General features: G+C 64.4%; 10 protein-coding genes. 7 read left to right on the top strand and 3 right to left on the bottom strand.

What is annotated here, in order from left to right; all coding sequences use genetic code 11:
- The 6 genes from MOV75_RS11090 to MOV75_RS11115 form a co-directional block, all read left to right on the top strand.
- The coding region (locus MOV75_RS11090; RefSeq protein ID WP_246924454.1) for an FGGY-family carbohydrate kinase at positions 1-791 on the top strand (791 nt) is incomplete at its 5' end.
- Positions 792-921: 130 nt separating this feature from the next.
- A complete protein-coding gene (locus MOV75_RS11095; protein ID WP_246924457.1) occupies positions 922-2445 on the top strand; it encodes a sugar ABC transporter ATP-binding protein in 1524 nt (507 codons plus the stop codon).
- Positions 2438-3481, top strand: a complete 1044-nt coding sequence (locus MOV75_RS11100) for a ribose ABC transporter permease (RefSeq protein ID WP_246924460.1) — start codon at positions 2438-2440, stop codon at positions 3479-3481. The genes MOV75_RS11095 and MOV75_RS11100 overlap by 8 nt, the downstream gene beginning before the upstream one ends.
- Before the next feature lie 106 nt (positions 3482-3587).
- Positions 3588-4535 carry an ABC transporter substrate-binding protein gene (locus tag MOV75_RS11105; protein ID WP_246924463.1) on the top strand — a complete coding sequence of 316 codons (948 nt, stop codon included), beginning with the start codon at positions 3588-3590 and terminating at the stop codon, positions 4533-4535.
- Between the two features lie 192 nt (positions 4536-4727).
- A complete protein-coding gene (locus tag MOV75_RS11110; RefSeq protein WP_246924480.1) occupies positions 4728-5198 on the top strand; it encodes a MarR family transcriptional regulator in 471 nt (156 codons plus the stop codon).
- Between the two features lie 46 nt (positions 5199-5244).
- Positions 5245-6984 (top strand): FAD-dependent oxidoreductase, encoded by a 1740-nt coding sequence (locus MOV75_RS11115; RefSeq protein WP_246924466.1) that lies wholly within the window; start codon positions 5245-5247, stop codon positions 6982-6984.
- Here MOV75_RS11115 and MOV75_RS11120 read toward each other — a convergent pair.
- From MOV75_RS11120 to MOV75_RS11130, 3 genes are all read right to left on the bottom strand, one after another.
- Positions 6967-8502 (bottom strand): hypothetical protein, encoded by a 1536-nt coding sequence (locus MOV75_RS11120; RefSeq protein WP_246924469.1) that lies wholly within the window; start codon positions 8500-8502, stop codon positions 6967-6969. The genes MOV75_RS11115 and MOV75_RS11120 overlap by 18 nt on opposite strands.
- Before the next feature lie 29 nt (positions 8503-8531).
- Complete coding sequence (locus MOV75_RS11125) at positions 8532-9707, bottom strand: glycosyltransferase family 4 protein (protein ID WP_246924471.1); 1176 nt, start codon at positions 9705-9707, stop codon at positions 8532-8534.
- 226 nt (positions 9708-9933) lie between these two features.
- Positions 9934-11280 (bottom strand): lipopolysaccharide biosynthesis protein, encoded by a 1347-nt coding sequence (locus MOV75_RS11130; RefSeq protein WP_246924474.1) that lies wholly within the window; start codon positions 11278-11280, stop codon positions 9934-9936.
- A 434-nt stretch (positions 11281-11714) separates the two neighbouring features.
- Between MOV75_RS11130 and MOV75_RS11135 the strand changes: the two genes are divergently transcribed.
- On the top strand, positions 11715-12938 hold the full coding sequence (locus tag MOV75_RS11135) for an NAD(P)/FAD-dependent oxidoreductase (protein ID WP_247005677.1): 1224 nt from the start codon (positions 11715-11717) through the stop codon (positions 12936-12938).
- Positions 12939-12967 lie beyond the last annotated feature (29 nt).

Raw genomic sequence — 12967 nt, forward strand, 5'->3', positions numbered from 1 at the left:
CCCGGCGTTGGGGCATGACGGGGCAGCCGATCATTGCGGGCGGCGCGGGGGACAATCCGGCAGGGGCCGTCGGCATCGGTGCGATCCGGCCGGGAACCGCCTTCGTGTCGCTGGGAACTTCGGGTGCCCTGCTGGCACCGACCGACAGGATTGCCGCAAACCCTGATCGCATCGTACACACGTTCTGCCACGCCATTCCCGGCATGTGGATTCAGGCCGGCGCGATCCTCTCGGCCGCCTCCTGCCTCGCCTGGATCGCTCGCTTGTTCGGCGTCACCGAGGCCGAGTTGCTGGCGCCGCTCGGGTCGCGCCCGCAGGCGCCGTCGCCGGTGAGCTTCCTGCCTTATCTCGCGGGTGAACGGACGCCGCACGACGATCCCGTCGTGCGCGGCATGCTCGATGGGTTGAGCCATGGCACCGATCGCGAGACGATCGTGCAGGCGGTGCTCGAAGGCGTTGCTTTCGCGCTAGCCGATTGCCGCGACGCACTCGCGAGTGCCGGCATTGCGATCGCGGAAGCCGATGTCATTGGCGGTGGATCGCGATCCCCGTTCTGGCTCTCGGTGCTGGCAAACGTGCTGAATGTTCCAGTCCATCGCTTCGCCGTAGGTGAGACCGGCGCGGCGTTCGGTGCGGCGAGATTGGGGCGGCTTGCTGTCACCGGTGAGGCAATCGATGTCGTATGCACACCGCCGCAGCGCATCGAGACGTTCGAACCTGACGCCGGGCTGACGGATGCTTATGCCGAGCGGCTTCCCGCGTGGCGCGAACTGTATCGGCCGCGCCACTAGCGTCGCCTCGACGTTGCATTCTCGCGTGTTCGGTATTGCTCTGGCCTGCGGGCTTTTGTTTAATGCGTGAACCGCGCTGACAGAACGATCGAGACGCGGGTGGGAAACGCATTGTGCGCCGGGAGGCACGATGAACGATCCGATCCTCGAGATGCGCGGGGTCTCGAAATCCTTCTTCGGCATCAAGGCGCTGCGTGCCGTCGATCTCACGGTCCATGCCGGCGAAGTGCATGCCTTGATGGGCGAGAACGGCGCCGGCAAGTCGACGCTGATGAAGATCCTGTCCGGTGCCTACAGGCCTGATCCCGGCGGCGAGATCCGCATCGAAGGACACCCGGTGCGGATTGAAGGTCCACTCGGCGGCCGCAACGCAGGCATCTCCATCATCTATCAGGAGCTGTCGCTCGCCCCCAATCTCAGTGTCGCCGAGAATATTTATCTGGGACGCGAGATCTCGCGTTCGGGAATGCTGGCGCGCGGCGAGATGCGCGAGGGCGTCGGCCCCATCCTGAAACGGCTGGGCGCAGACTTCCTGCCATCGACGCTGGTGGCGCATCTTTCCATGGGCCAGCGGCAACTGGTCGAGATCGCGCGTGCGCTGCACGCGAGGTCAAAGATCCTGATCATGGACGAGCCGACCACGGCGCTGTCGGCCGGCGAGAGCGCGCGGCTGTTCGCGCTGATCCGCCAGCTTCGCGCCGAGGGGTTTGCCATCATCTACATCTCGCATCGCATGGACGAGGTCTACGCGCTCGGCGACCGCGTCACCGTGCTGCGCGACGGCAGGCTGGTCGGCTCGCTCGACAAGCAGGACATTCGCGCCGACACCATCGTGCGGCTGATGGTCGGGCGCGACGTCTCATCGTTCTACAAGAAGGACCACGATCCGGAGGCGGGGCGGGGGCATCCCGTGCTCGCAGCAATCGATATGGCCGATGGTCAGCGCGTCAAGGGTTGCTCGCTCACCGTGCATGCGGGCGAGGTGGTTGGTCTCGCCGGTCTGATTGGCGCCGGCCGCACCGAGCTTGCGCATCTCATGATCGGCGCGTTGCCCAAAACCTCCGGCCGGCTTGAGCTGGAGGGACGGCCGGTCGAGATCCGCACGCCGGGCGAGGCGCTCGAGGCCGGGATCGCCTATCTGACCGAGGACCGCAAGGCGCTCGGCCTGTTCCTGGACATGTCATGTCTGGACAACATCAACCTCGCGGTGCTCGCGCGCGATGCGAAGCTCGGCTGGTTCCTGGATCGCGACAAGGCGCGCGAGCGCGCCGACAGGGCCTTCGCGGGGCTCAGCATCCGAGCCGCCAATGTCGGCGTCCCCGCAGGCGGGCTCTCTGGCGGCAATCAGCAGAAGCTGCTGCTGTCGCGGCTTCTCGCGATTGCACCAAAGGTGCTGATTCTCGACGAGCCGACGCGTGGCGTCGATGTCGGCGCCAAGTCGGAGATCTATTCGATCATCGACAATCTGGCCAAGGCCGGCACCGCCATCCTCGTCATCTCGTCCGATCTGCCTGAAATCATCGGCATCTGCGACCGGGTTGTCGTCATGCGTGCCGGACGCATCGCCGGCGAGGTGACGCGCGGCCCCAATTCGCCACTGACACAAGAAGACATCATGGCGCTTGCCACGGGGATGGAGCATCTCGATGCCTGACAATGGCGCTTCGCAGGCCCAGCCCGCCGCGACCACGACGGCCAACGGCGCTGCCGCCGAGACAAAGCGCCAGCGGGTGAGGCTGCTGATCAGCGCACTCGGCATGCTGCCGGTGCTGCTGATTCTCTGCATCGGCTTCCATTTCCTGTCCGAGGGACGCTTCTTCACCGGACAAAATCTCGGCATCGTGCTGCAGCAGGCCGCAGTGAACACCGTGCTCGCCGCAGGCATGACCTTCGTCATCCTCACCGGCGGCATCGACCTCTCGGTCGGCTCGATCCTGGCGGCCTCCGCGATGGCCGGGTTGACGCTTTCCAAGCTGCCGGAGCTCGGAATGCTGTGGCTGCCGGCCGCGGTGCTCACCGGCCTTGGCTTCGGTATCGTCAACGGCGCGCTGATTGCGCTGCTCCGCCTGCCGCCGTTCATCGTCACGCTCGGCTCTCTCACCGCCGTGCGCGGCCTGGCGCGGCTGCTCGGCGCCGACACCACCGTGTTCAATCCATCCATTCCCTATGCCTTCATCGGCAACGGCTCGCTCACGCTCATCCCCGGCGTCGCGTCGATCCCGTGGCTCTCGGTGATTGCCTTGCTCGTCATCCTGGTCTCGTGGCTGGTGCTGCGCCGGACCGTACTTGGCGTGCACATCTATGCGGTGGGCGGCAATGAGAGCGCGGCGCGGCTTGCCGGCATCAAGGTTTGGGCCGTCCTGATCTTCGTCTACGGCATCTCCGGGCTTTTCGCCGGGCTCGGCGGCGCCATGCAGGCGGCGCGGCTCTATGCGGCCAACGGCCTGCAGCTCGGTCAGTCCTACGAGCTCGATGCGATCACCGCCGTGATACTCGGCGGCACCTCGTTCGTCGGCGGCATCGGCTCGATTTGGGGCACGCTGGTCGGTGCGCTGATCATCGCCGTCCTGTCGAACGGTCTGATCCTCGTCGGCGTCTCCGACATCTGGCAATATGTGATCAAGGGCCTTGTGATCATCGGCGCCGTAGCGCTCGATCGCTACCGGCTGCAAGGCTCCGCCAGAACGTGAAGGCTCCGCCAGAACTTAATGTTCGGCGCGCATGGCGTGATACGGGATTCCGCTGCGGCAACTGGTCTGCCGTGCCGGGGACGAAGACAGACCAGGGAGGAAGTCCATGTTGAAGACGATCATGCTCGCCGGCGCCGCGACGGCGCTTGTTCTTAGCACCGTGCCGTCCTCGGCCAAGGAGCTCAAGTCGATCGGCGTCTCGCTGGGGTCGATGGGCAACCCGTTCTTCGTCGCGCTGTCGAAGGGCGCCGAGTTCGAGGCGAAGAAGGCCAATCCCAATGTGAAGATCACGACGGTCGGCTTCGAATACGATCTCGGTAAGCAGGTGACCCAGATCGACAATTTCATCGCCGCCGGTGTCGATCTGATCCTGTTGAACCCCGGCGATCCCAAGGCGATCGGGCCGGCGATCAAGAAGGCGCAAGCCGCAGGCATCGTCGTCGTTGCGGTCGATACCGCGGCCGAAGGCGCCGATGCGACGGTGACCACGAACAATGTCCAGGCCGGCGAGATCTCGTGCCAGTACATCGTCGACAAACTGGGCGGCAAGGGCGACGTCATCATCGAGAACGGGCCGCAAGTCTCCGCCGTGATCGATCGTGTCGTCGGCTGCAAGAACGTGTTCTCGAAGAATTCCGGCATCAAGGTGTTGTCCAACGACCAGGACGGCAAAGGCTCGCGCGAGGGCGGCCTCACCGTCGCGCAGGGTTATCTGACCCGCTTCCCGAAGATCGACGCCATCTTCGCCATCAACGATCCGCAGGCGATCGGCACCGATCTTGCGGCTCGCCAGCAGAACCGCAGCGGCATCGTCATCACTGCGGTCGACGGCGCGCCCGATATCGAAGCGGCGCTGAAAGATCCGCAATCGCCGCAGATCCAGGCCTCGGCTTCGCAGGACCCGTTCTTCATGGCGCGGAGGGCGGTGCAGGTCGGTGTCGGCATTCTCAATGGCCAGAAGCCGGCCTCGACCGTCGAGCTGCTGCCGTCCAAGCTCGTCACCAGGGACAATGTCGCCCAGTACAAGGGCTGGACCTCGGATCGCTCCCAGTAAGCCGTCCGCAGCCGGGAGTGATCGAGCCACGAAACGACGGGCGGCGTATCGATCCACGCCGTCCGTGGCGCCAGAGTCGCCAACACACGCTGATCAGCTGTCCGAGCGCGCCAGGCCGCCTGTTGTGTTAGCTTTGCGCAACCTCGATCGGTCGAATCGGAAGCAGATCTCGTGAAAGCCAAGACAGCCGGCATCTCAGCCGGCATCTCATCCGGCACCGCGTGGCGGCATGCCAATATCGGTCGCCTGCTCAACAACGCCGTGCGGCGCTTCGAGGGCCGCGTGCTCGAATTGATGAGCGAGCGGGGACACGACGAGACGCGCATTGCGCATGTCAGCCTGACCCGCAATCTCGACGTCGAGGGGACGAGGCTCACAGAGCTTGCCCGCCGTGCCTCGATGAGCAAGCAGGCGATGGGCGAGCTGGTCGATCAATGCGCGGAGCTCGGCCTCGTCGATCGCATCGCGGACCCGACCGACCGTCGTGCGCGCATTGTCATGTTCACGCGGGCCGGTCACAAATGGCTCGATGCCTTCCGCGATGCGGTCGATGTCGCCGAGCAGGAGATGCGTGCCGAGCTCGGCAAGGCCGCGATGGAGGCGATCCTGAAGGGGCTGGCGCTCTACGGCGCGAAGTTCGACACGCTCGACGATGCCAGTTAGTCAGGTAACTTGACGATATTGTCAGGTATCCTTACCATGCAGGATAATGCTGGTAGGGAGAAGCGTCTTGGAAACAGGTCTAGCAGCCTCGGTGCTCATCGTGGGCGGGGGACCCTGCGGGCTGATGCTGGCCAATGAGCTCGGCCGGCGCGGCGTGTCCGCGATCCTGGTCGACGAAAAGGCGGGCACCGCGTTCAATCCGCAAGCCAATGCGACGCAGGCGCGCTCGATGGAGCATTATCGGCGGCTGGGATTTGCCGATGAGATCAGGCGCGAAGGACTGCCCGCCGATTATCCGACCGACGTTGCGTACTTCACGCGCTACGCGGCTTACGAGTTGGCGCGGTTTCAGTTGCCGTCATCGGCGCGCGCCAGCGAGCTCATCAGGGGCATGTCAGGCTCCTGGAGCGCGGCGGAGCTGCCGCACCGGGTGTCGCAGAAGTATGTCGAGGCGGTGCTGCGCCGCCATGCCGAACGGCTTGCCGGCATCAAGCTCAACTATGGCCACCGGCTGATCAGTTACGCCGAAAGCGATGACGGCATCGTGGGCGAAATCGAATGTCTCGATGATGGCAGCCATTTTCAGGTTCGCGCCGGCTTCCTCGTCGGCGCCGACGGGCCGCGCTCGATGGTTCGTCAATCGCTCGGGATCGTCTATGGCGGCGAGACCGGAACGCAACGCGATTTCATGGGTGGCCGCATGCTGGCGGTCTATCTCCGTTCGCCAGACTTCTATGCGAGCATCCCGCACGCCAGGGCGTGGATGTACAATTGCTTCAACGGCGACCGCCGCGCCTTCATGGCCTCGGTGAACGGACGCGACGAATTCGCATTTCACACGCAGCTTCGACCGGGCGAAGACGAGAGTGCGATCACGATCAGCGAAGCCAGGGCTGCGTTCCAGCGCGCCTGCGGTGGGCCGATCGACTGCGAGGTGCTGTCCTTCCTGACCTGGACCGCCGGTCACGCGCTGGTCGCGGACGGCATGCAACGGGGCAGGGTCTTTCTCGGCGGCGACGCGGCGCATCTGTTCACGCCGACCGGCGGGCTCGGCTACAACACCGCGATCGAGGATGCGGTCAATCTCGGCTGGAAGCTCGCAAGCGTCGTTAGGGGTCTGAGCCCGGCAACGCTGCTCGACAGCTACGAAATCGAGCGACGTCCGGTCGCGCTCCGCAACACCGACTATGCCCGGCGCTTTGCCGATTCCCTTGGTCTGTTCGCGCCGGCGCCGGAGATCGAAGACGCCACGGACGAGGGCAGCGAGGCGCGAAGGATTGCAGGGGTCTATCTCGAGCAGCACGCCCGTGCGGAGTTCAACATCCCCGGTGTGACTTTCGGCGGGCGCTACGACGGCTCGCCGATCATCGTCTCCGATGGCAGCCAGCCGCCGCCTGATGCTGCGAACGTCTACGTTCCCAGCGCCTGTCCCGGCGGCCGCGCACCGCATGCGTGGCTGGACGACGGCGTGTCCTTGTATGACCTGTTCGGGTTCGAATGGACGCTGCTCCAGTTTGGCGAGGCCGCGTTGGCTCATTCCGGCGTCGCTGACGCCGTCCGCGCCCTCGGGGTGGATTTGAAGCTCGTCACGCTGCCGGCAGCCTTGCGCGATCTCTACGATGCCGATCTCGCTTTGATACGTCCCGACCAGATCGTGGCCTGGCGCGGTGCCGCGTCGCAGGCGGGAACGATCGGGCACGTCCTTGCCCGCGCACTCGGATGCGATGCGAGCGACAGCGCGGCTCTACTTTGCATCACGCCGGTGGCGTCAACTGGCCGTGGATGAACTGGTGCGCGGAGACTGAATCGCCGATGGAAGTCTGCTCGCGAAGGCGCGGGTCTTGGGTTGGACACGCGATCCGTCGATCACCTCGAGCCGGCCGCAGCGGTTCAGGGTGTGGAGCTTCCTGCCGGGCCATAGCGGTCCCGGCCTCAGAGAATGGCGCACGATCTGCTTGAAGGCGGTCGGCGACAGTTCGACCACTTCCGCCAGCGCGAGCGCCGCGCCGTATCCGTCGGTGCAGTTCTGGATCGGGCGCCACAATCTGTCATGGAGCGTGACGAAATTCCCGGCCGGCCGCGTGCTTGCGCGGTCGATCAGGACTGGATTGCTGGCATGGGGCAACCACGGGCCCAACAGGCGATCGGCGTAGTAGATCGCCAGCGAATCCGAATAGCCGCCGGTTCCGTCGCGCCAGGCTCCGAACAGATAATGCAGCCCGTTGTGCTGTGTGATCGTGACGTCGGCGAGCTCGAGGCCCGAAAGGAGCGTCGTGTGTCGCTCCCATTTGTCCGGGAACCGGACGCATTTGTAGAGGGCGACGTCCCCGTGAGTCGAGCTCTCCGGGATCATCCACAACTCGCCACCGTCCTCGATAAGGAATGGATAGGAGAGGTGCCAGGGCTCCTCCAGCACCGGCACGACCTCGCCAACCGGTCCACTGTCACTGAACTCGATCGCCGAGATGATGCCTTTTCCGACACGGTGATCGAGATCCTCGAAGAAGACGAATGTTCGTCCCTGCCACGTGATGGGGAAAGGATCGGCGTAGAAGTGGTTTCCGGGATCTTCCAGAACGTTCCAGCTTGGGCCCGATAGTTCTCCGGTCTGCCAGACGCCCGCGCCGTCATTGAAGCGCCATCCGATATGCCAATGCGGGGCATAGCAGCAGAGGCGATAGATCTCCTTGGCGATCGAGACGGCAAGGCCGCGCGTGACGTAGCCTAGGGGCGCGCGGTACGAGCCATTTCCAGCGCGGCGCGCCAACTGCGGCACGATGCGCGGCCGTCCCGACAGGATCGCCGCCACCATGGTCAGGGTTCGCGCCATGACGGTCTCGAGTGCGCCGCTGAGGCCTGCGGCAATTTCTCCGGATGGATGGCCACGATCGAGGACCGAACCGTCGACCTCGTTGACGATGTCGATCACCGGCAGGTCGCCGGCCAGAATGGCGGCGAGCGCGGCGTTCTCGCCTGCAACTCCATTGAACAGCGGACGGAGATACAGCCGGGCGGAGCTGTTCGGATCGCGCGCGCCGCCGGTGAAGTCGACGATCACGTCGGCCGTCTGGTTGCGAACCTGCGTCCGTTCCGGGGCGATGTTCAGCCTGTTGGCGCCGCTGTGCTTGCCCTTGTGCAACACCATGCGTTCGAGCTCGAACAGTGCGTTGAGACCCGCGGGCCGCGGCTCGGCCGTTGCCACCCACGCGATTTGCACAGGAACGTTTTGGCCGTCGATCGACAGCATGTCGCGGCCCATCCAGCGCCGCGCGTGCTCACGTTCACAGCGAAACTCGATGATCATGTCGAGCCCATCTATTCCAACGTATCAGGTCAAGTGACCTGGCTGAGAATTCGAACGTATTCCTCCACCATGGCATCTACCGAATAGCGCAACCTGAGGCCTTTGGCATTTTGTCGCAGTTCAGCGCTCAGATTCTGGTCCATCAGCAGCCTGGAGACGGTTGCCGCGAGCTTCGTATGATCGGAGGCATCGACGAAGAGTGCAGTCGGTTTTCCTTCGTAAGACAACACTTCGCGCAAGACGGGAAGATCGGTCACGACGGAGGGAACACCGGCGTTAGCAGCCTCGACCGCGGCCAGACCGAAGGTTTCCGCCTGCGTCGGGAATACAAACACGTCCAGGCAGGCGAGAAAATCCGCCATTCGGCTGGGGGGGATTTCCCCGAGCAAGTGCAGCCGGTCCGATACCTTCAAGTCGCTGGCCAACTGCCGCAGCCGAGCCTCGTCGGCGCCCTGGCCGGCGAGCGCAAGATGCCAGGACGGTTGGTCCGGCAGCAAACGTATCGCCATGTCGAGCCGCTTGTGCGGATGCAGCCTTGCTGCGCAGCCGAGCAGGACACGATCCGGCGGCAGGTTGAACTTCTGTCGCGCGGCCTCCTTCGACAGGGTCAGCGCCTTGTCGTCGAAGCCGTGCGGCACATGCACCATGCGCGAACGATAAGCCGCGGGGTAGCGCGAATACTCGCGCTCCATGTCCTGCGAATTGAGCGTGATGCGGTCGAAGAAGCCGACACTGCCCATGACGATGTCGGCGGTGCGGACCGGCCGGCTCATCGCCAGCGCGGATGAAACCTGGTTGGCGATGACAGGTGCGCGGCTGACGAGGCGCGTCACGCCGGCACCGATGACGTTGCCGAAATGCTGGAACGTCAGCACGGCGTCGGGCCTGATCGTCCTGATATGACGGCCGAGCGTCCACAACATCCGCAGCAGCGCCACCGGATTGCCCGGTCGGCTCGACGCGCAATAGAGCGTATCGGGCGGCTCGTCGAAGGAATCCGACTTGCGGAAGAAGAACAGATTGGTGACCCGGTAGCCGCGCGCGGTCAGCCCAGCGCCGAGCAGCCTGGAGATCTCCTGAGCACCGGCGTTCTCGGCCTGGGTTTGCGCGAGAAGCACGTGCAGCTTTGGTCGGCCGCCGTCTGGCCGCGCGGGTGCTGTCGCGGTCGTCTCGCCCAATTCCTTGTTCGGCTGATAGTGGAGCACGGATCCCGACCCGCTAGAGAAACGAAATCTTCACCGTACCTATCATGCACCCATGGTGTGGACACCGACTAGCAACAAACGGAGTTAATGCGAGGCCCGGCTGTCGGCGCTGTTCGCGCGGTCATTTCGCTGGTTCCTGCATGGTACGCAGACAGCGCGTTAACCAATCGGTTGGCGTACCGGCAACGCGTGACGATGATCCACTGAGCGACCGCGCGCTTGACGCCTAGTCACGGGAGTCGGCGCTGCCGACTGCATAATTGCCGCGTTTTATGGCGCTGAAGCGCAAAAGCACGAGGATCGAAGGGTCCACCCCTGTGCGCCGGCGGCAGAGCACGTTCAGGGCGATGGTCGCGAGCGCCAGCGAGACTGTGGCCGAGACCGCCGCGCCGAGCACGCCGAGCCAGGGAATGAGGATGAGAAATCCCGCGAGCCGCAGCGCGACGTTGGCGGCAACGACGGGAACATAGATCCGTTCATGGCCGGTCAGCTGCAGGATCGCAGCAGACGGGCCACCCGCGGCCTGGATGGCCGTTCCGATCGCAAGCACGATCAAGACCGAATGCTGCTCGGTGAAATGGGGCCCGAACAGGTTGAGGAGATAGGGGCCGCCGATCCAGACCGTGGCGAGCCCGGCGGCCACGCAAAGCGCGGTCACTTCCGCCATCAACCGCAAGGTTCGCTCGAACTCCCGATGGTTCTTGCTGAAATACAGCGAGGGAAGCCGGCGCGCGCCGAAAGTGTACAACGCCGCGGACACCATGGCGAAGATGTTGGCGAGGCGCGAGGCGGCAAAGTAGATACCGGCCGTCGCCGGATCCAGCATCCAGTAGACCAGGATGACGTCGAAATACTGGTTTGCGACTTCAAGGATGGAGGCGAGCCAGAAGTGAAGGGCGCTCGACCGCCAGCGGGACGTTTCGGAGCGCGCCGCCGTGCCGCGCAGATCCGGCAGCACCCGCGCGATCGAAATGATCTGCGCAACCAGGCCGACCGACATGGCAATTGTCATCACCGCGATCAGCTCGGCGGGATCGAGTTGCCGATGGCCAAACAGCATGGCGAGCAGAAAAAGGACGACGATGACCCGCCAGAAGAACTCGCGATTTCCCTCGCCCATGAGGATGCTGACGAGCGAGCGTGCGACCTGGCTGCCCAGCATCACTCCGGCATTCACGGCCGTATAGGCCGACACCGCAAGGATGAGCAGCCACCAATCGCCTCTCATGTTCGCCACGATGGCGATCCCGGCGATCACGATCAGCATTGCGACCGAGGCAATCTTGAAGCTCGACAGGAGGACACCTTTGGTGAGGTCCGGCCTGTCGCCGACCTGATACTCGTTCAGGAAGCGCACCAGCAAGGATTCCTGGCCGACCAGTCCCACGACGGCGGCGATCTGGGCAACCGAAAGCCAGGTCGCAAAGATGCCGAAGCCATCGGGCGACATCGTTCGTGCCGCCAGCGAGAACAACGCAAACGCAAGCGCGCCGCTACCAACCTTGAGAAGGATGGTCCCGACGACACCGCGCGTGACGTCACGCCGCAGGAACTGGAGGATGGATCCGATCATGGAATTTTAAGGAGCTGCTCTCTCCTGAAGAGACATGTTCCGATATCGGCGGCAACCTAGCATGCCGAAAAACCGCGAGTGTTAATGGGCGGAATGCAGCATCCTGCCGGCGGCGACGACATCGCGGCTATTCCGGTTGCTTCACTGTGAAACATCGTCGTCCTCATTGTCTCAAATCAAGCAAGGCCTGGCCCGGACCGAAGGCGAGATCAGCCGTTTGAATGCGGGCTGGCTCGCCGGGATCGGCCACTGAGCTGCCAGAAACCGGAATTTACGGAGATTCCAGAGCAAGAGGCGTGCCGGCTATCGTCAGGTCGACGGGCTCTCCGCCCCGTTAACCTCGATATCGAGAAATGATCGCGTTCGTCCCTGCGATGCGACATCAGGCCAGAGAATTGCACGTGCGACTTTGGTTGACCGTGGGAGCCTGGATCATGACGGCGGATAGAACTGTGACCGAGCCGAACGCCACAGCTGGCGCGTCGAGAACCGTCGCGGACATCGCGATCGTCGGTGGCGGACTTGCGGGATCGCTCGCGGCGGCCGTGCTGGCGCGGGCAGGGCACCGCATCGCCCTGATCGACAAGCGGGCGGTCCATCCGGACGAGTTCCGGGTCGAAAAGATCGGCGGCCATCAATTGGCGATGCTCCGCAAGCTGGGCTTCCTCGATGCGCTCGAGAAGGCCGCTTGTCGATATGATCAGGTGCTCAACATCCGGGAAGGCAAGGTGGTCGATGTCAGCGTCGGCCAGGCCTATGGATTTCCATATGCCGACCTCGTTGCCATGGCGCGCAGCCAGCTCCCCGATCCATCCAGCCTGATCGTCGACGAGGTCACCGCGATCAGCTGCAGCGACGGCGTCCAGCATCTCGAGCTGGCCTCCGGGCGGCGCCTGACCGCGCGCCTTGTCGTTCTGGCCACGGGCATGGCGGCAGCTCTTGCTTACAAACTCGGTATCAGGCGGCGCGTGCTGGCCGAGCGCCACTCGGTGTCGTTCGGCTTCACGATTGCCCGGAAGGACGGTCGCCCGTTCGATTTCGAGGCGTTGACCTGCTACGGCGAGCGCACGGCAGACGGCATCGATTATCTCAGCCTGTTTCCCGTTCGCGCCGGCATGCGGGCCAATCTCTTCATGTTCCGCGACCCGACCGATCCGATCATGCGCGAGCTGCGTCGCGAACCGGAAGCGACACTCTTGCGTCTGCTGCCGGGATTGCGACCCTATCTCGGCGATTTCCGCGTCACCGACCGGGTCCAGAATTGGGTGATGGATCTGACGGTCGTCGAGGGACATCTTCAGCCGGGCGTCGTGCTCATCGGCGATGCGTTCCAGACCAATTGCCCCGCGGCCGGCACGGGCGTCGCGCGCCTGCTGGTGGACGTCGATCGTCTTTGCACCGAATATGCGCCGCGATGGATCATGACCGCCGGTATGGGCCAGGAGAAGATTGCGCAGTTCTATTCCGATCGCGACAAGATCGCGGCGGACCAGCAGTCCCTGAAGATGGCGCGCTTCCGTCAGGCGCTGACGTCTCGTGACGATCTCGGCTGGGACGTCCGGCGGCGGCTGCACTTCCTGCGGCGCAGCCTGGCACACCGCGTCGATCAAATGCATCCGGGCTGGCTTGGACGTGTTCGCGGCGCGCTGCGCGCTTGAGCCCTGCGTCGCTTCGCCCGCCGTCGGTC

This window comes from Bradyrhizobium sp. PRIMUS42 (assembly GCF_023006515.1).
Lineage (GTDB): Bacteria > Pseudomonadota > Alphaproteobacteria > Rhizobiales > Xanthobacteraceae > Bradyrhizobium.